Source organism: Nostoc sp. NMS9 (assembly GCF_017114995.1).
Classification (GTDB): Bacteria; Cyanobacteriota; Cyanobacteriia; order Cyanobacteriales; family Nostocaceae; genus Nostoc.
The window spans coordinates 48,863-67,840 of record NZ_JABXKL010000103.1; the positions used below are offsets into that span (position 1 = coordinate 48,863).

Below are 18,978 nucleotides of genomic sequence, written 5' to 3' on the forward strand. Positions count from 1 at the left end.
TCCAACGTATGTTTGACTACTCTAGCTATCGAGAAGTTGAACGAGATAATCGGGGTTCTGGGACTTGCGTTCGCTTCTGTGAGTTGCATTTAAGGCTCAAGCTGACACTTTTCAAACAACCTCTAACACCTTCAGACTGTGGTTGAATCTAGCTGACGACTTATTAATTTAGATTCACTGAGTTTTGAATATGTATCTCTCTAGAAAATTGATTAGTTAAAGGAATAGCATCAGATGATTGATAGAAAAAAATTATCATCACTAATTGCTGGAACAGTCATTGCCAGCTTTAGTTTCGGACTAGAAGTTGTGCAAGCGCATCCGGGACACTCTCCCTTTGTTCCCCACGAAATTACACCACTTTCCACAGCAACAACTGAGCAAGTTTTAGTGATATCACCAGAAGCACCAGATCGTCCAGTTTATTCTGTCACAAGTGGCATTACAACTTTTTTGGCATATGATGGCGAAACTAATAATGTTTTCTCGCTTTTTAAAGATGTGATTGCACCGAACAACGGAGCAATACCACATTTACATACCCGGCAAGATGAATTTTACTACATCCTAGATGGTACAGCTAATGTCATTACTGGAGGTACAACCAAAGTAGTAACAGCAGGGAATTTTATATTCCTTCCTAAAGGTAATCGCCACGGATTTACCAACATTGGCTCAACTCCACTACAGATGCTCGTAGGTGTAACACCAGCCGGATTTGAGGGCTTTTTCATAGATCAAAATAAACCAGTAATAGACAGATCTAATCCACCACCACCAGAACAAGATCTCGCTGTCATTGGGCAACTCTCACAAAAGTATGGAACCGAACTTGCACTCGATCCCGCAACCCCATCTAAAGGATTAACTGACTTAGATTTCCTGATCACAAAAGCAGATACTCCTGGTCGTTACTCGTATACTGAAGCAGGTGGAGTCTATACTTCCTTGGCAAATGATGCAGAAACAGGCAACCAGTTCTCACTATTTGATGTTCTACTGGCACCACAAGCAGGCTCTACACAAGTAGTCAAAAATGAGAAAGAAAGTCTGTCTTTTTATGTATTAGATGGAGATTTGACTTTCCAAATCGGGAATGAGACGAAACAAGGTATTGCTGGAACCTATATTTATCTTCCCAAGGGAACACCATACTCTTTTCAAAATATGGGAACTTCTTCAGCTAGAACCCTGTTATTTAAAACACCAGTTGCAGTTCCTGAACCTGCCACTATATTAGGTGTATTGGCTGTGAGTATTTTAGCTGCCACTTCTCTAGTCAAACGCAAACAACCATTACTAAACGTCAGCAGAGAATTTCATCAAAAAATATAGTTTGGAGATATTGCATAAAAACTTCATTGCTCTCTGATAAGTAAATAAAGACACGGATATGCAATTGTCCTGAGCATTGCTAGTAAGTAAAATAAGGCTTGTTAATACTTGATTTACCAGCTGGCATTAATTCACTGGTTGATATATTTGCTCTAACTCAAGACAAGGGCATGTCCTGTTTCCAAGGCTTTCAAAAATACAAAAAATATATTTTCTGGAGATAAATCAAATGTCTACTCTACCTAAGTCTACACAAGTGCTTGTTGTTGGTGGTGGCCCTGCTGGTTCTACAGCTGCAACTTTACTAGCCCGTGAAGGTTTTGATGTTACTTTAGTAGAAAAAGAAGTTGGCGCTCGTTATCACATTGGTGAATCTCTTTTACCTGCGGCACTCAATGTTTTTGACCTTTTAGGTATCCGAGAAAAGATAGATGCTTGCGGCTTCTATCGCAAATCAGGAGCCTTTTTTGAGTGGGGATCTTTGAAATGGGAACTTGATTTTGAACAAGTACTCAATACTTACAGCTACCAAGTGCGTCGTGCTGAATTTGATAAACTACTTTTAGATCATGCTCGTAGCCAAGGCGTTAATGTTTGTGAGGGAATAGAAATTCGTAAATTATCCTTTGATGGGGAGCGCCCAACTAGTGCAGTTTGGTCTGAATCTATGAAAGACGGTAGTTCTGCACAAGTGTCTTTCGACTATCTCATTGATGCATCAGGTCGGGCAGGTCTGATGTCTACACGCTACCTGCAAAACCGACAGTATCACCAAGAGTTTCAAAATCTCGGGATCTGGGGATATTGGAAGAATGCAGATGTAGATAAGATCCGTCCTAGTGGTAGCACTGTCAGTGCTTCTGTCAACGATGGTTCTGGATGGATTTGGGCAATCCCTCTCAGTGACGGTACTATCAGTGTAGGTCTGGTAATTAATAAACATCTTTACAAAGAAGAGCGTGCTAAGGCAGATTTAGAGGCAATTTACCATCAGGGAATCGCTAATTGTCCTTGTGTAGCAGAAATCTTAGCTACAGCAGAATTAGTATCACCTGTCAAAGTTGAACAAGACTATTCCTATGTTGCTGATAAATTCTCAGGGCCTGGCTATTTTATTCTGGGAGATGCAGCTTGTTTCCTTGACCCGTTGCTTTCCACTGGAGTACACCTAGCAACCATGAGTGCCACGATGGCAGCAGCTAGTTTATCAAGTGTGCTACGAAATGAGGTGACAGAAAGCCAAGCCTATTCTTACTTCGATAGAGGCTTCCGCCATACATACTTACGTCTGTTGGTGATTGTATCTTCTTTGTATGATATCATCCGCCAAACTAGATTATCTTCTCAACCAGAGCCAAGTGTTGAGTCACAGGCTCCTGTTGGGAACTTTTTACCTGGTATGGGAGATGTCGCTAAGGCTAGTGCTGAACTACGTGAGCAGGTGACGGGAGAAATGACCCAAATACTTGCAACTAGTTCTGCGGTTTTAGAAAGCGTAGAATCAACCTCTGCTGAAGGAAGTACCCACGCCATATCAATGGATAGTATATTTGCGTCCTTGTGGAATCAACTATTCTCGTGGTCGTTACCAAAAGAAAATGGTTTGCAAATCCTCACAGACCCACATTTAGGTCTAGTTCCTGTGAGTGAAGTTAGCAATGATTCTGCATCTATCTATCATCAAAGCTTGAACTTAGAACAAAATTATTCGAGTTCTGAGCCAGCAAAATCGAATGCTATTTTAGCTTAAGTTTTCCCAGAATTAGCGAATTGTGTCGTAGCATTGGCAGAATAAATGCCTCTACGACACAATTGAGCAAATTTTTTCGCTATTTACAGGTAATATTCATTAACTAAAGATTGGTATTTTATGTTTGCTTTAAAAAACTTATCATTGCCTTTTTTAAGTGCAATGTTGATTGTTTTAGGAATAGCAGATACGGCAAATGCTTCTCAGTTCTTTGGTGATTCTCAGCCGTTAGGAGAGGGTTTTGTTCGCTCTTTTGTTTCATTTGATGAACTGGGAAATCCTTCAGAGTTTGGTGTCACACTTACCAAACAAGCATTATCTCTGCCTGTTGATGATTCCGCTGTTGATATACCTGTTTTCTTGTCTTTGCCTTCTGAGGCTTCATCATTACCATTTAATCATATTGAGTTAACTTATCGTCCGCACGGCTATCCGTGGCTCCCACCAACTTTTGCTGTACCACGTTTCACAGTAGATGCTTTTTTGATTAGTCCCCAAGAGCGCGCATCAATTTGCCCTGATGCTGATATCAATAATCCACAATCTACTTGTAACCCCGATCAGCTAGCAAGAGCGCTCAAGGAACCAAAACCCGAACTTGTTCCTTCAGGATTTTTGCCTACAGGAATTGTAGAACCAGGCAAAGGAGCGCGTTATTTTGACTCAGATTTACTTCCTCCGATTATACAGGGACAAAAACCATTTACAACCTTATATGATTATGCTTTTTTTGATGGACAAGTTAGTTTAACAGGTTATGGAAGTACTAAAGCGTTTTTGGAAACGCAAACCAGTGTTAGTAAATCTATAAAAATTCCAAATTATTATTCTAAGAAGGGTTATTATCCTACTGCGTACAGTATCAATTTTGATCCGACTAGTCAAGAATATAAACTGGCTTTTACTGAATTTAAACATCGTTCTGTACCTGAGTTTTCTAGTATATTTGGGTTGCTATTATTGGGTACGATCACTACATATTCTCAATTTAGAAAAGCAAAAAATAAAAATCTGTTAGTAAATAAATAGTACAACTATCAAAAAAATAGGTATGTGTATGACTATAATTAATAAATTAATTTTTTTAAGTATCGGAACAATTTGTTCTGCTGTCTTTTTAGGAACGCAATCTGCATATGCTCATGGGCTGCACTTACATCCAGATCCAGAAGATATGCCCTCAGGCTCTTATCAGCCACCTTTAACACCAATCACTGCATCACAAGACCCTCGCTTCAGTCCTGGTTCCGTAGTTTATGGAGCCGTACAACCCCTAGGAAATGGAAATGTCCGGACTAGGTTAAAACTGAACAATCTGGGAATTCCGACAGATATTGGTGTGACATTTACGAAAGCATCATTGTCAGATTTGCCCAACAATGATGATGATTTGGGAGAATATCCTTTGAAATTAAAGTTATTGGATGGTATTGGTAACTCGACATTTGAATATGAGTTGCTCTTTTCTAAAGCAGCTGCATCTACACCATTCACTCACATGGCACTAAACTGGAATCCTTTAGGTCATGCACCAGCATGAGTAACTACATTACCGCATTTTGATTTCCATTTCAATCTGTTTACTCCAGAAGAACGAGATGCAATTACGGCAGATAATTTAGCAAATTTTATTGCTAAAGCGTTTAAAACTATTATTTTTTAGTGATGCAAAAGGATAATTTATATGCATACTAACTTTACACATAGATTCACTGTAGATGGTGAAGACACTATTGATCATCCAACTGAGTCATTAGATACAAATTGTAAAATTCTTGATACTAAGCAAACTACTTGTTGTATAGTAGGAGGTGGGCCAGCTGGAGCAGTATTAGCACTACTTCTGGCACGCCAAGGTATTTCTGTGATGCTGTTGGAAGCGCACAAAGACTTTAATCGCTACTTTCGGGGCGATACGATTCACTCATCTGTTTTAGAAGTCATGGATGAACTTGGTCTAGCTGATCGCTTACTCCAACTTCGTCATACAAAAACATATAAATATATCACTCAAACAGTTGATGGTCCTGTAACCTTTGCTGATTTTAGTCGGCTTAAAGGCAAGTTTCCCTACATGATGATCATGGAACAGGTACGCTTTTTAGAATTCATTACAGCGGAGGCAAAACAATATCCAAATTTTCAGTTGGTCATGGGTGCCAATGTCCAAGAAATTCTTGAGGAAGATGGTGTAATTTTGGGCGTGCGCTACCGGGGTCAAGGTGGTTGGCACGAAGTCCGCGCAGACTTGACAGTTGGTGCTGATGGTCGTAGTTCCCGCACTCGTCATTTAGCAGGTTTAAAATTGAATAAGCATGAGGCACCAATAGATGTTCTTTGGTTCCGGTTGCCACGCTACCCTGATGAACCAGAAGAAGAATTAGGTGAATTTGGACAGGGTTGTCTGTTAGTTCTGACTAATCGTTTTGAGTACTGGCAAGTGGGGTACATCATTCCTAAAGGCCATTATCAACAACTCCATGCAGGCGGATTAGAAGCATTACGCCAGTCTATTGCTCAGACAATGCCAATGTTGGCAGATCGAGTGGATTATCTCAAAGATTGGAAGCAGGTGGCATTACTCCCAGTTGTTTCTGGTCTTGTAGAACGTTGGTATAGACCAGGTTTATTACTCATCGGTGATGCGGCCCATGTGATGTCACCAATTGGTGGTGTTGGAATTAACTATGCTATTCAAGATGCTGTTGTAACAGCTAATGTACTCAGCAATCCTCTAATTAATAAACAGCTACAGCAGCGTCATCTAGCAACTGTACAACGACAACGCGAATTACCGACACGAATTATTCAATGGTTCCAGTCTTTATCTCATAACCAAGTTATTGTGAAAACCTTTCAATCAGGTAAGCCTTTTAAACCACCAAAAATTATGCTTTTACCATTCATGCGTGACCTACCAGCCGCATTGATGGGTTATGGTGTTTGGCCAGTTCATGTGAAAAATTAATTATCTTAAAAAACCAGGTATCTAAAAATGAGTGAACAAGAAAATGTACAAATAGTAGAGCAAGTTTGTATCGCTTTTGAACAAGGTAATATTGCTTATTTGCTAGCAACCTTAGCAGAAGATATAGAGTGGTATATAGTTGGCTCTCAAAAATATATTCCGCTTGCAGGTAAATATCACGGACGCGATCAGATAGCGCAAATTTTTAGTAAAGTGGGTGAATACTTAGAACTACATCAATTTCAAGCACAAGAATTTATTGCTCAAGGCGATCGAGTTGCTGTGTTTGGACACGCTCTTGGTCGTGTTAAACCAACCAATAGTTCACTAGAATACGATTGGGTACATGTTTATACTCTGTATGATGGCAAAATTATTAAGTTTCGTGAATATTTAGATACAGCCACGATGTTCGCAGCTTTTAGTAGTCCTGAAACTACTTCTATAAAAAGCGAAGAATATATATCTGCATCCAAGTAAACTGAAGATTTAGGGAACCATAAAGAATAGCTTGTGATTTCTGATTGGTTCACACCTCATCTTGGTATATTGGGACTTAAACAAAAATTAAGCCCAAATGTAGGCCAAACTCAGTAAACCAAAAATTCCCTCCAGCATCGTGGTATCCGTATAACAATTCCACGACTCTCCAACGAACCACGTCGCGGTTCTTTTAGCCGTGAAATCTATCGTCAACGCAACGTTGTTGAACGCGCTATCAACCGAATCAAGCAGTTTCGTCGCATTGCGACCCGATATGAAAAACTTGCTGCCAATTATACAGCCATGATAACGATCGCCTGCATTTTATTATGGTTATAGTTTGAAAACACGCCCTAGTAAAATCTGCGGCTGATTTTGCCAAAGGTATTTGCGGACGGGGGATTGAGAATCGTCTTCATTGGGTTAAGGATGTGATTTTTAATGAAGATCATTCGACTATACATAAGGGTAACGCCCCTGCAAATCTATCGGTACTCCGAACGATCGCACTCAATATTTTGCGCCGAAATGGTTATTCCTCCATCACCTCAGCCCAGAGATTTATCTCTAATGATATTGACAAACTCTTATCCTTTGTGGAATGAAACAGCCTTCTTTAAAAGGGGGTCGCCGCAGGCGGGGGGATCTTAACCGAACCGTATTGTGAGTTGATGCACACCTTGGACATTCGATGGCGATCACACTAATTCATATCTTTATTCTGCAAAGCCAATTTCTTTCTCACTACACCCACTCAGCCACACTTCACACCCAAAAGCTTTATAGATAATGGTTTTGCCGTTAATTTAGTGGTATTCCCTCATAACCAGAGTGTATATTTGTTAGGTTTGCTAAATCAACATTTTAATTGCTTGTTTTTGCATAGCAATTGTGTATGTAGTTGCATATTGTTTGAATATAAATGTTGTAGTATATCTTTGAATGTGAATTTTAATGTAAAGCCATCTTGAATCTCTTAATAAGGAGCTGCTGGCATGACCACAGATAAAACAAAACTAAGGACTACTGACACAATGCGAGCTGCTGTAATTCGTCGCTTTGGCGGGCCAGAAGCATTGAAAGTAGAACTTATCCCCATACCTCAGCCAAAGCTAGGTGAGGTCTTAGTACGTATTCGAGCAGCAAGTATTAATCCCTTAGACTACAAAATTCGTAGTGGTCAATTACAGTTACTAACCGGGAAGAATTTTCCGCGTATTCTTGGCTGTGACTTTGCTGGCGAAGTTGTGGATACTAACTCAACTGAAACTGAATTCGGAGTAGGTACACGCGTATTTGGCATGCTTAATGGTTTTAAAGGAGGGGGTTATGCCGAGTATGCCAGTGTGCCAGTAGAGTGGTTAGCTCACACACCTACAGTTTTGACAGACCAAGAAGCTGCTGCTATACCAGTTGCTGCACGTACGGCATGGAAGGCATTACGTAATTTACTTCATAAAGTACAACCCCAGTCTGTGCTAATTAATGGTGCTTCTGGTGGGGTAGGGACGTTTGCAGTACAGCTAGCTCGAATAATAGGTGTTCATGTGACTGCTGTGTCTAGCCGCGATGCCTTTAATTTAGTTGAGCAACTGGGAGCTGAGCGTTTACTGGACTATAAAGAGACAGACTTTATCAAAAGTAGCGATCGCTACAATTTAATCTTTGATGTTGCAGGAAATCGTAATTTTTGCAAATGCGCTCCTATTTTAAATCCTAAAGGGCTCTACATCACTACCGCACCAAGTTTCCAGGGAGTTTTAGCCTTTGTTTTCGCTCAACCATTTACTGGTAAAAAAGCGCTAATTCTAGACCTTCGCCCAGACGGTACTGATTTAACGAACATTGCTCGTATGGTTACAGAAAATAATCTGCGTCCTATTGTAGGGAAAATTTTTCCCCTAAGTGAGGTAGCAGCAGCACATACTTATGGAGAAACCAAACATCCGCGTGGCAAAATAATTTTACAGATTTAGTTTGGGACTTAAACAAAAATCAAGCCTAAATAAAGCCCAAACTGGCTTTATAAGCAAAAGAGTGGAATCTACACCTCTTGAACTTTTATGGGCGATCGCAATTACTGCAATCCAGATTTTAAAGCAATACAGTTCAGAATAAGCAACAAAAGCCTGATGTTGAGACGCGATAAATCGCGTCTTTCAAAACCAATTATCTATACCAATAACCCTTAACCCTAGCGTATTGGATTTTAAAGTGTTTTTTCAGACTTCTTGCATAAATGTCAAAGAAAGACGCGATAAATAAGTATCATCCGTGACTATTCCTTGCCAAACTTGAATCTCGTAAGTCAAGTTTCAGATTAATAAATCTACATTTCTTCATAGATGCAGACATAGATGCTTAAAACTTGACTAAACAAGATAAATATTAAAGCAATAGAGTCTATGTCTGCACTTATAACATCAATCCAAAACTAGATTGCCATCAATTCAGCTCGAAAGGAGAACAACAATGACAGAATATAATAGCTTTCAACAGACACCAGCCAACAAATCGAGTAAGTCATTGTGGGTGGTTGGGGACTTAGTTAAATTTATCTCAACTGGCGAAGATACTGGTGGTAAATACGATCTCTTTGATGCTTACGTTCCATCAAATGTCGGGACTACACCGCATATCCACCTTCAACAAGATGAAGGATTTTACATTGTCGAGGGGACTGTAAAGTTTCAGTTGAATGATAAAGTTATTACTGCAACTCCTGGAACTTTTGTGAATGTGCCCAAAGGGGAAACCCACGCCTATCGCAATTTTGAAGATAAGCCAGCGAGAATGATCATCCAAGGTATCCCCTCCGGGCTTGACAAATTAATTGAGGATACGAGTCGTCCAGGGACAGACATATCTGCGGCTTTTCCGCTATTTACAGATGAAGGACTTGATAAAATCGTGCAAGCCTTTAAGGACAACGCATCAGTACCCCTAGACTCAATAATTTTTGCTGGTACTGAATACAGCGTCAATGAAGATGGTTCTCCTATAGCAGCAGTAACTTTAATCCGCCCATTAGATGATACAGGGGCAGTTGGCGCTACTATCACTTTGAAAGATGGTACTGCTAAATATCTCGAAGATTATAACGGTTCTCAGCAGATAAAGGTTAACTTTGCTGACGGAGAAAGAGTTAAAGTTGTAAATATTCCGATTATTGATGATAATTCAATCGAAGCAAATAAAACTATCAACCTCACCTTGAGCGATGTTACAGGCGGCGCAATTATTGGGCTATTGCAGAATACGGCTACTCTCACAATTGTAGACAATGACGCTCGACCCAAAGGAAAAGATGGTGTTCTTCTGGTTGGAGATGATAGTGATAACATCCTTACGGGTGGGAAAAGCAGTGAAAACATTATTGGTGGAAAGGGAAACGACCTCCTTACAGGTGGCGGGAATATAGACCTATTTATAGTTCAACTCGGTAATGGCATCGACACCATTACTGACTTCGGTGGTGTAGGAACAGGATCTCGTCCATCTTCAGGCGTATCTGCGGAAATTGATACTCTAAAATTTGAGGGTAATGGGCTGACTGCTAGAAATCTGCTCTTAACTCAGAATAAAGATGACCTGCTCATAACCTTTGAGGGAGTTGAGAATACTGGGGTCGTCTTGCAAAATTTTGCCTTACAAAACCTAGATAACCTTCGCAAAGCCACAGGTGCATCGGTGGATATTGGCAATATTTTGTTTAACGGGCAGACGGGGTTTCAAGACAGCTTTGATGTCTTGAATGCCAACGAACAAAGGAGTAGTGTTTACAGTCGTAACTCGGTAACATTCCTGAACGAGCTTAATAATAATACTAGTGGCTTTGACAAATCTAATGATGTTATTAACGGTCAGGGTGGCAATGACTATCTGTGGGGGTTGAGTGGTGATGACATACTCCGGGGCGGTGCTGGTAATGACACCCTTGTAGGGGGGTTTGGTTGGGATACTCTGATTGGTGGCAGTGGCAAAGACACATTCTCCTTTACATCTGGATCGGGGGTTGATACCATTGTTGACTTTACTAATGGGGAAGATTCTATTGGGCTTTTGGGTGGTCTGACATTTACTGATTTAACAATCTACCAAGGTACCGGTGGTAGTGTAAATGATACTTTGATTAATATTACCAGCAGTAATGAGCCTTTGATGATCTTAAGTGGGATACAAGTCAATACTATTACAAGTGCTGATTTCTTGATTGTGTAGCTCTCTTTAACTAATTTGATATTGCCAAATAAAACTATCAACAATTGAGATTTACAGTTGGCAATTGCTGTATACAGAAAAAACCTAAAACTCAACCTTAAAATTGATATGGATCAACTAACCTTTTCAACACACATAGATCAACATTCCAGCATTGCAAAGGTAGTGGGAGAATGGCGAGTCCGGGGACTTCGAGGCGCAACGACAGTCAGCTACAACTCTATAAAAGCAATTACTGAGGCTGTAGATGAGTTATTAGACGCCTTAGAAACAAACAATGTTTTAGACTCTGAGGAAATCGTCAGTGTTACCTTTTCTGCAACTCCAGACTTAGATGCAATGTTTCCGGCTGCGGTGGCACGTCGTCGTCCTGGTTGGGATCAAATTCCTTTACTAGATGTGCAACAGATGCAGGTTGCCAATAGCCTCGATCGCTGTATTCGGGTGCTAATCCACTTAAACACTCCTCTACCCCAGAATGCATTACGCCCAGTCTATCTGCATCGTGCTGCTCAGTTACGTCCAGATATAGCATTGTTAGGTTAGGCGACGCCGTAAGCGTTGCATTAGCGAGTCCGCATTCGCGTAGCGTCTCGTAGAGAGCGTTATAGCCCGTCGCAGACATCGCTCTGCGAGACTTTAGTTAAATTATCAACACATTTATGAGGTCTCTAGACATTGCAGTTTTGGCTCATAAATATCTCTGTATCTACCCTCTTGCGCTAAATCCCCAGAGAATCAGTATTCGTCATCGCGGAGGATAAACCCAGATTCCTTATTGAGGAAACCGGCAAGCTACGCAAAACAAAACCGCCCTTACCACAGCTGGCAGGACGGTTTTATTCAGGTTCTTTGATACCTTTATCAGAAATTAATTGTAGAATCTGGCCCTCAAGCTCTTGAAGTGGCGCGTGTTGCCGAAACCAAAGGGGGCTTTGCAATGGGTGAAGGGTGGATTGAATCGATGGTATGTGATGCCGAAGGATTTCAGCTACCAACACTATCGAAAGCATATAACCGCCTGATGAATCGTAATTGCGATGGCGTAACCGCCCGCTGGAAGCGATCGCGCTACCTGACACAGTAGCCGAAACTGTGGAAATTACCCACCGTCGCGGGTTGTGTCCAAAGCAGCTATCTCGTAATCCTCTGATTTACTCTGATAAACACCCCACCAATGAAAAAATAATCCTAACCCCCATCCTAATACTGGGAAAATAGCCCAAAAATAACTAGGACTAGTGATTAAATTTAAAAGAATTAGGAATAAATTCACCGCTAGAAAAGAAACAAGGTGTGTCCAAAAGGCTCTGCGTCGGAAAGTATTAAATGTGTGTCGTGAACGTTCCTCTTCTTGTTGAGCCAGCCACTTTTGTTCAGTTGTTTCTAAAATATTAGAAGAAATACCTAACTCAGATGCCATTTCTAAAAGCTGTTCTCGTGAAAATTCACCTTCCTGTTTACGAGTGAGTGCTTTTTGCAAGATTTGTTGAACATCTTCTGAATCGTAAGTCATTTTAATTACCTTATAAGTTTGTGTGTAAATGCGCCTTTGATTTCACAAAATTATCGATCGGCTTCGTTCAATTCAATTAGCAAATGTATCCACATTTTGCATCCAATACTTAGTGATATTCACAACACTATTATTTTCTCACAATTGATTTAGGGCTACTGTATTTGTCAATACCTCTATAATTGCTTTGATGAAAGCGATCGCTGTTACGGCATTAAGCCAAACATTGTCATTATGGAGTAAAGGAGGCTGGTAGCTCGATTCTAGATAAAGATCCAACTACATATTGCTGCCTCTATCGAGTAAACATCGCTGAAATCACTCTTTTGAATTTCCGAAAATATTAAATTTAATGGAAGATTTAAGATATCAGCAGAAGTGTACGCTACCTAGTAGTCTGTAAAGTTTGATTTGATCGGTTCGTAGTTTGTGCTTTATAGCAGTTCCCATTCAGATGCGGTACAACGTTATACGCAAGGTGCAGGGGCACGGTATGCCGTGCCCCTATAGGTTTCCTCACGTAAACGAGAACTGCTATAACGCTAACTAGAAACAATCCGCACCTCTCAATTATTTCTTGACAGACCAGTAGATAGGAATGCGTCAATAGAGGACTCAATCAATGGGATATGTAATTGCTACTGCCAATATGAAAGGTGGTGTTGGTAAAACCACCCTCACCGTCAACTTAGCTACCTGTTTAGCTAAAAATCATGGCAAGCGGGTGCTTGTCCTTGATTTAGACAGCCAAATTAGTGCCACACTCAGTTTGATGTCGCCTTTAGATTTTGCCAAGCGTCGTAAACAAAGTAAGACATTTAGGTATCTGATAGACGAAATTATCAATCCAGATCCACAAGCAAAACTTACAATTCAGGATATTGTTCAATCCCAGGTTTGTAATCTTCCCGGACTAGATTTATTGCCGGGAGACATAGATTTATATGATGAATTTGTTGTTTCAGAAATGCTGCATCAGCAAGCAACTGCTTTGGGTGAACAAGACTTTGAAACGATTTGGAATCGCTTTGAAAGGGTCTTAATTAATAATATCTTAAAACCAGTACGTCAAGAATATGATTTTATCCTTCTCGATTGCGCCCCTGGCTATAATCTATTGACTCGTAGCGCTTTAGCTGCCAGTGATTTTTACATACTTCCTGCGAAACCAGAACCATTATCTGTAGTGGGTATTCAACTGCTAGAAAGACGGATTGCCCAATTAAAAGATAGTCACGGACATGAAACAAAAATAGATATCAAAATGTTGGGAATTGTATTTAGTATGTCCAGCGCTAATCTGCTCACTGGTAGATACTATAAACAAGTAATGCATCGTGTTGTAGAAGATTTTGGTGTCGAAAAAATTTGTAAGGTACAAATACCAGTTGATGTCAATGTTGCTAAGGCTGTTGATAGTTTTATGCCAGCTGTTTTAATTGCTCCCCAATCAGCAGGTTCAAAAGCTTTTTTACAATTAACTCAGGAGTTGTTGCAAAAGCTATAGCTCTAGTTAATCATTTATGAACAACATGATTTCCGATTTATTGAATTAGAGATATGAATGTAAAGACGTAGGAATGCTACGTCTTTACAAGGGTTTCAGGCAATGAATAATTTATTTTTGGAGATGCCTATGTCTATTAAGTAGGTCGCAAATCGAACCTTTCAATTTTTATAAAGGTCTGAAGAAAGAGAATTTATACTTACTCAGTGAGAAACAAGCTACATGGAATAAATCTTAAATCCCCAATTTAAAATTCTTTATTCAAGGAAACTCTTTAGGCATGAGGTCAATCTAAAATCCAAAATCCACAATCCAGTAATAAATAAGTTATCCTTTCTTAAAGTTCAGCAGTTATACGGAAGCTATAATTGGTGAGATTCAGCTATTGAGTGAAAAGGTCAGTAAATCTCACTAAGAAACAATGGTTAGTAATGATTCTGCACGGGCGGGGAACAATCAGCACTTGCTAATGCGCCTACCACGGACTCTGAGTTATCTCGAAACCTGGGGCTTCGGGTTAACTGGCCATGTTGGATGGATTGGTACTGCCCCCATCATTCATGCAGCGTTAGGGCCGAAAGCTATCTTAGTTTGGTTTTTTGGCACGATTATTTCCTTTTTGCTTAACTTGCAGGTACAAAGTCTAGGTAGGCATTGGTCAGATGTTGCTGGAGGAACACCAAACTATACCACAAGGCTATTAAAGAACTTTCCTGGCTTAGGCCGTTACGTAGCATTAGGATACTTTTTTAGCTGGGCAGCAGCACCAGCACTGTATGCGATTATTCTCACTAACTTAATTAAAGTCAATTTTGAAACATTAGGTATTTCTTGTCCAGAAACTTTCTTAAAAGTCTTATTTACAGCGATTCCATTTATTCTAGCGTTCAGTGGTACCCGTGCTTTGGCGCTCCTGCATTTATTTTTTGTATTACCAGCGATTTTATTACTGTTATTGTTTTGTGTTCAAGGCGTATTATGGTTAGCCTTCTCATCTGCTAATTTTAATTTTCTCCCAAATAGCACACATAGCCTGAGCTTTCAAGAATGGGCAAAGTGGTTTTTTCTAGCTAGCTATTCAATTTATGCTTGTGAAACCACTTCTTCTTTTGTTGCTGATAGTCGCCACCCATATAAAACTTTAAAGTTTTTAACCGTAGCTGCTTGGTTAATTCCTCCGGTGTTTCTAGGTGGTTCTTGGGTATTAATGTGTTCTACTCCAAATTCAACAATAGGTGAGGATGCGTTCTTAAATCTGGTAGCGGCTTCTAAACCTTTTTGGGGTGAATCTGCCTCTTTTCTAGTAACACTTCTGATTACTATATCTTGCCTTCTAAGTTCTGCTACAGCAGTTTCTAATTCTCCTCGGATATTATACCAGCTTGCCTTAGACAGACAGCTTTCTCCTATATTTGCATTAGTTTCCCGTCAAGGTGTCCTTGGCCCTGCTATTTTAGTTACCTTTCTACTCAGTTTACTTTGTCTAAATTTGGGAAATATATCTCAACTTGTCACAGTAGCGGGCACCTGTTATCTCATGTCCATTATGGGTCTACATCTGGGATTATGGATGTGTCGTGGCAAACCGCACGTGTTATGGCCTTGGTGGTCACTTGGTTTCTTCTTGGTAGAAGCAGTAGTTCTAATAGTGGGAGGTTTAGCTTGGAATTGGAGAGATTTCTTGGTGGGATTATTATTACCCATTATTTTGACGATTGGAGATATAGGGCTACGTCGGTTAAGATTTGCGCCATTACACCCAAATTGGTGGACACAGCGTTACGATACTAAGCCCAGTAGAAACAATCCAGACTTTGTAATACTACAAGTGATTGTTTTAGTATCATTGATTTGTATTACTGCCACAATCAGTTGGGTTATTCGCGATTTTTTAGATAGACTTTCTAATCATCCTCAAAATTCTTTCCTAGCGATTTTATTAGTGACGCTTTCTTTTACAGGGGTTGCGATCGCTTGCTGGACAACTTTACCACAAATTATTGCTATCGATGAAGCACGCAAACAAGCAAGAAACCTATTTATCACTACTCTAGATACCGTTCCGGATACTGTTTTAGTATTAGATGAAGACGGTACAATCTCTCAGACAAATGCTGCTGCTGAAGAATTATTTCAAACAAGTATTCAGCAATTACTTGGGCAAAAATTGAATCAACTTCTAATATGCTATCGCGGCAAACCGGAGCAATGGTCTATTAGGAGTGAGCAAAGTTTGAAAATTAACCAAGGTTTGCGAATCGTTGAATCGACGATTTCACAGCCATTTAATTCTCTGCTACGGGAGTATATTGTTATTGTCCGTGACATAACTAAGCGGAAGCTAGCAGAGGAAGAATTAGTCCAATATCGTTATCAGCTTGAGCAGTTAGTGCTCGAACGCACTATTGAACTTATTAGAGTTAATCAACAACTTCAACAAGACATTGTTAAACGTCAAGAAGCACAAGAACAATTACTGCACAATAGTCTTCATGATGGGCTAACTGGATTACCTAATCAACGATTATTTATGGAGCGGGTGCAGCAGGCAATAGAACAGGCTAAACAGCAAAATAATTATTTATTTGCCGTACTTTTCTTAGACTTAGACCGCTTTAAAGTTGTTAATGACAGCCTTGGACATCTACTAGGAAATCAACTTTTGATTGCAATTTCTCATCGGCTAAAGTCAGTTCTGCGAGGCGGAGACATAGTTGCCCGTTTTGGCGGGGATGAGTTCACAATCTTAATTGAGGAAATTGAGGATATCAACACCGCCATACAGGTGGCCGAGCGAATTAAAAAGGTGCTAGCTTTGCCATTTCAATTAAATGAGCATCGGGTGTTTACTAATGTTAGTATTGGTATCGCTTTAAGTAGAGCAGATTATGAGCAAGCAGCGCAGATTCTACGCGATGCTGATGTGGCAATGTATTGTGCCAAATCACTTGGTAAGGCACGTTATGAGGTTTTTGATCCAAAGATGCATGAGGGTGCAGCTTTGCTCTTAGAGTTAGAAACTGCTTTGCGAAATGCGCTGCTCAAGCAAGAAGAATTTCGCCTTAATTACCAGCCAATTGTTTCACTGACAACTGGCAAAATCATTGGATTTGAGGCCCTGATACGTTGGTATCATCCAGAACGAGGACTTATTTCCCCTCAAGATTTTATTCCCCTGGCTGAGGAAACTGGAATGATTGTTAGTATCGGGCAATGGGTGCTTTATGAAGCCTGTCACCAAATGCACAAATGGCATAAACAATTTCCTACCTCACAACCTTTGACGATTAGCGTAAATTTTTCTGGTAAACAAATCACGCAACCTGATGTGTTTAAACAGGTTAAACATATTTTGCAGCAAACTGGACTGGAGCCATGCTGTTTGAAATTGGAGATTACTGAAAGCTTGTTGATGGATAATTTTGAATTAGCTACCACTGTGCTTTCTCAGTTAACAGCGCTGAATGTTGAAATGCACATGGATGATTTTGGGACTGGCTATTCATCCTTGAGTTATCTACATCGCCTACCAATCAAAACCATTAAGATTGACCGCTCTTTTGTCACCAGTATAGGTAGTCGAGGAGAAAATTTAGAAATTATTCGAGCGATTGTGACATTAGCCCATAATTTAAATATGTCTGTAACAGCAGAAGGCATAGAAACTGTAGACCAATTAGCACAATTGAAAGCTTTACAATGTGATTATGGGCAAGGGTATTTTTTCTTACCACCTATGGAACAGGCAGAAGTAGAAATATTACTTGCTGCAAACTTGTGCGGAAAAAACTTTTTAAAAACATAAAATCTTGGGAGCAAATTCTTTTTAGAGAAATATCTTCTCAAACTGGACGATTAATTTCACTTGACAATCTATTTTTAGTGTAGCGCTGATTGTAGCTGGAAATTCTCTACGTTATCAACTAACCCTTCTTCTAACAACAGTTCGTTAACAAAAGTATCTATTTTGTGCCGATCAATATTTTGCATGACTACAATGTGTACCCAATTTTCACAAATCGCTAACTGCCACTTTTTAATTAACTTTTGAGAAGGTTTTTGAAACACTACGGTATTGGAAAATTTATTGAGCATACATGGATATTCTCTGATTTTAAGTTGTTGGAAAAGATATTGGGCATTATCTATACAGGTCTTTGCTTCTTTGGCTAATCCATCATAACCTCTGGTTTTTATTGCATACCAGAGAATCAGAGGGGTATGACCGTTTCTAGAACCCAAAATGGTTGTATCTGATGAACCAATATATTCAATTGCTGTTTCAACTTTTTCTACCCATTTTTTCTTGGTTAAAACTACACCGCAAGGCAAGGGAGAACCAATGAATTTAGCAGAAATAGCTATACTATCTATGGGTTTTTGAAAGTTAACTTGTGGAGCGCCATCTAGAAAGGGTAATATTAATCCTGAAAGTGCGGCATCACAATGAATGTAGTAATCTTTAATCTGATTGCGCTTTAAAATTTCGATAACTTTGTCTAAGTTATCAATTGCACCTTTGACAGTAGTCCCAATATTTAAATTTATGATCGCAGGATAATTGCGATTTTCGCTAATTAGTTTTTCAAAATGTTCATAGTCCATCTCTCCATTAATTTGTGAGTTAACAATATTGTGTTGGATGCGGAATAATTTTGCTGCTTTGGATATTGAGTAATGAGAGTCTTGTGATGAGTAAAGAATGCCATCATGATAAATTTCTCTTGCTAAGAACATCCCATATAAATTACCTTCAGTTCCGCCAGCAGTAACATAACCCCAAAACTGATTTTCTGGAATCTTATAGAGTTGGGCAAAAAAAGATAATACTTCTTGCTCAAACTTACGAGAATGGAGACCAAAATCTGGTTCAATATATGGATCTCCAGCATTATTTAACAGAAGATTGAAAAATTTAGCGATCGCACTATAATCGCAACTTAAATTATATGGATAGCCTGCATGAAACTGCGATCGCTGTTCTATTTGCAGCAGAAAATCAGCCAATTCCTGAGCAATTTTATTTGACATATCTCTGTATCTCTTAAATTTTGATTGAGTTAATGGAAGTTTTAAACGAGATTACACGTATTAATCCATACCTTTATTTTTTTTTAATAATGACCCCATTTAGCTCTTTAATAGAAGATAATACAGTGAAAATACTGATAAATATTCAGTAATAATACCCAATTATT

Annotated in this window: 15 protein-coding genes and 2 pseudogenes; 15 read left to right on the forward strand and 2 right to left on the reverse strand. The window is 39.5% G+C overall.

The features are described from left to right. Nucleotides 1-8: 8 nt before the first annotated feature. From HWQ40_RS34115 to HWQ40_RS34175, 13 genes and pseudogenes are all read left to right on the forward strand, one after another. Nucleotides 9-146: a hypothetical protein gene (locus HWQ40_RS34115; RefSeq protein ID WP_292786761.1), complete on the forward strand. Its 138-nt coding sequence runs from the start codon at nt 9-11 to the stop codon at nt 144-146. 88 nt (nt 147-234) lie between these two features. Then, entirely contained in the window at nt 235-1,335 is a 1,101-nt protein-coding gene (locus tag HWQ40_RS34120; RefSeq protein WP_292786764.1) for a cupin domain-containing protein, read from the forward strand. 229 nt (nt 1,336-1,564) lie between these two features. Further along, the gene (locus HWQ40_RS34125; RefSeq protein WP_292786767.1) at nt 1,565-3,085 is read left to right on the forward strand and encodes an NAD(P)/FAD-dependent oxidoreductase; all 1,521 of its coding nucleotides are present in this window, start codon (nt 1,565-1,567) and stop codon (nt 3,083-3,085) included. Between the two features lie 120 nt (nt 3,086-3,205). Then, the gene (locus HWQ40_RS34130) at nt 3,206-4,114 is read left to right on the forward strand and encodes a hypothetical protein (RefSeq protein WP_292786768.1); all 909 of its coding nucleotides are present in this window, start codon (nt 3,206-3,208) and stop codon (nt 4,112-4,114) included. A 28-nt stretch (nt 4,115-4,142) separates the two neighbouring features. Next, entirely contained in the window at nt 4,143-4,625 is a 483-nt protein-coding gene (locus HWQ40_RS34135; protein ID WP_292786770.1) for a DUF5602 domain-containing protein, read from the forward strand. Nucleotides 4,626-4,769: 144 nt separating this feature from the next. After that, nucleotides 4,770-6,053, forward strand: a complete 1,284-nt coding sequence (locus HWQ40_RS34140) for an FAD-dependent oxidoreductase (RefSeq protein WP_292786772.1) — start codon at nt 4,770-4,772, stop codon at nt 6,051-6,053. 27 nt (nt 6,054-6,080) lie between these two features. Then, complete coding sequence (locus tag HWQ40_RS34145; RefSeq protein ID WP_292786775.1) at nt 6,081-6,533, forward strand: nuclear transport factor 2 family protein; 453 nt, start codon at nt 6,081-6,083, stop codon at nt 6,531-6,533. A 132-nt stretch (nt 6,534-6,665) separates the two neighbouring features. Then, a pseudogene (locus HWQ40_RS34150) lies at nt 6,666-6,875 on the forward strand (transposase); the annotation flags it as partial. Nucleotides 6,876-6,934: 59 nt separating this feature from the next. Then, nucleotides 6,935-7,066: pseudogene (locus tag HWQ40_RS34155) on the forward strand (ISAs1 family transposase); the annotation flags it as partial. 465 nt (nt 7,067-7,531) lie between these two features. Next, on the forward strand, nt 7,532-8,512 hold the full coding sequence (locus HWQ40_RS34160; protein WP_292786777.1) for an NAD(P)-dependent alcohol dehydrogenase: 981 nt from the start codon (nt 7,532-7,534) through the stop codon (nt 8,510-8,512). A gap of 496 nt (nt 8,513-9,008) precedes the next feature. Continuing rightward, a complete protein-coding gene (locus HWQ40_RS34165) occupies nt 9,009-10,757 on the forward strand; it encodes a cupin domain-containing protein (RefSeq protein ID WP_292786779.1) in 1,749 nt (582 codons plus the stop codon). A gap of 108 nt (nt 10,758-10,865) precedes the next feature. After that, on the forward strand, nt 10,866-11,303 hold the full coding sequence (gene aroH / locus HWQ40_RS34170; protein WP_292786782.1) for a chorismate mutase: 438 nt from the start codon (nt 10,866-10,868) through the stop codon (nt 11,301-11,303). A 358-nt stretch (nt 11,304-11,661) separates the two neighbouring features. Further along, complete coding sequence (locus HWQ40_RS34175) at nt 11,662-11,844, forward strand: hypothetical protein (RefSeq protein ID WP_292786785.1); 183 nt, start codon at nt 11,662-11,664, stop codon at nt 11,842-11,844. A 15-nt stretch (nt 11,845-11,859) separates the two neighbouring features. On the opposite strand, the gene HWQ40_RS34180 is transcribed toward HWQ40_RS34175, so the two are convergent. Further along, entirely contained in the window at nt 11,860-12,273 is a 414-nt protein-coding gene (locus tag HWQ40_RS34180) for a 2TM domain-containing protein (protein WP_292786788.1), read from the reverse strand. 622 nt (nt 12,274-12,895) lie between these two features. Between HWQ40_RS34180 and HWQ40_RS34185 the strand changes: the two genes are divergently transcribed. Beyond that, nucleotides 12,896-13,780 carry a ParA family protein gene (locus tag HWQ40_RS34185; protein ID WP_292786790.1) on the forward strand — a complete coding sequence of 295 codons (885 nt, stop codon included), beginning with the start codon at nt 12,896-12,898 and terminating at the stop codon, nt 13,778-13,780. 421 nt (nt 13,781-14,201) lie between these two features. Then, nucleotides 14,202-17,585 (forward strand): amino acid permease, encoded by a 3,384-nt coding sequence (locus HWQ40_RS34190; protein ID WP_292786792.1) that lies wholly within the window; start codon nt 14,202-14,204, stop codon nt 17,583-17,585. Between the two features lie 74 nt (nt 17,586-17,659). Here HWQ40_RS34190 and HWQ40_RS34195 read toward each other — a convergent pair whose 3' ends face one another. Then, nucleotides 17,660-18,811 carry a histidine decarboxylase gene (locus tag HWQ40_RS34195; RefSeq protein ID WP_292786795.1) on the reverse strand — a complete coding sequence of 384 codons (1,152 nt, stop codon included), beginning with the start codon at nt 18,809-18,811 and terminating at the stop codon, nt 17,660-17,662. Between the last annotated feature and the right edge of the window lie 167 nt (nt 18,812-18,978).

Coding starts and splice junctions, on each gene's coding strand:
- HWQ40_RS34115 (WP_292786761.1), top strand. CDS start 9: ATGTTTGACTACTCTAGCTATCGAGAAGTTGAACGAGATAATCGGGGT.
- HWQ40_RS34120 (WP_292786764.1), top strand. CDS start 235: ATGATTGATAGAAAAAAATTATCATCACTAATTGCTGGAACAGTCATT.
- HWQ40_RS34125 (WP_292786767.1), top strand. CDS start 1,565: ATGTCTACTCTACCTAAGTCTACACAAGTGCTTGTTGTTGGTGGTGGC.
- HWQ40_RS34130 (WP_292786768.1), top strand. CDS start 3,206: ATGTTTGCTTTAAAAAACTTATCATTGCCTTTTTTAAGTGCAATGTTG.
- HWQ40_RS34135 (WP_292786770.1), top strand. CDS start 4,143: ATGACTATAATTAATAAATTAATTTTTTTAAGTATCGGAACAATTTGT.
- HWQ40_RS34140 (WP_292786772.1), top strand. CDS start 4,770: ATGCATACTAACTTTACACATAGATTCACTGTAGATGGTGAAGACACT.
- HWQ40_RS34145 (WP_292786775.1), top strand. CDS start 6,081: ATGAGTGAACAAGAAAATGTACAAATAGTAGAGCAAGTTTGTATCGCT.
- HWQ40_RS34160 (WP_292786777.1), top strand. CDS start 7,532: ATGACCACAGATAAAACAAAACTAAGGACTACTGACACAATGCGAGCT.
- HWQ40_RS34165 (WP_292786779.1), top strand. CDS start 9,009: ATGACAGAATATAATAGCTTTCAACAGACACCAGCCAACAAATCGAGT.
- aroH (WP_292786782.1), top strand. CDS start 10,866: ATGGATCAACTAACCTTTTCAACACACATAGATCAACATTCCAGCATT.
- HWQ40_RS34180 (WP_292786788.1), bottom strand. CDS start 12,273: ATGACTTACGATTCAGAAGATGTTCAACAAATCTTGCAAAAAGCACTC.
- HWQ40_RS34185 (WP_292786790.1), top strand. CDS start 12,896: ATGGGATATGTAATTGCTACTGCCAATATGAAAGGTGGTGTTGGTAAA.
- HWQ40_RS34190 (WP_292786792.1), top strand. CDS start 14,202: ATGGTTAGTAATGATTCTGCACGGGCGGGGAACAATCAGCACTTGCTA.
- HWQ40_RS34195 (WP_292786795.1), bottom strand. CDS start 18,811: ATGTCAAATAAAATTGCTCAGGAATTGGCTGATTTTCTGCTGCAAATA.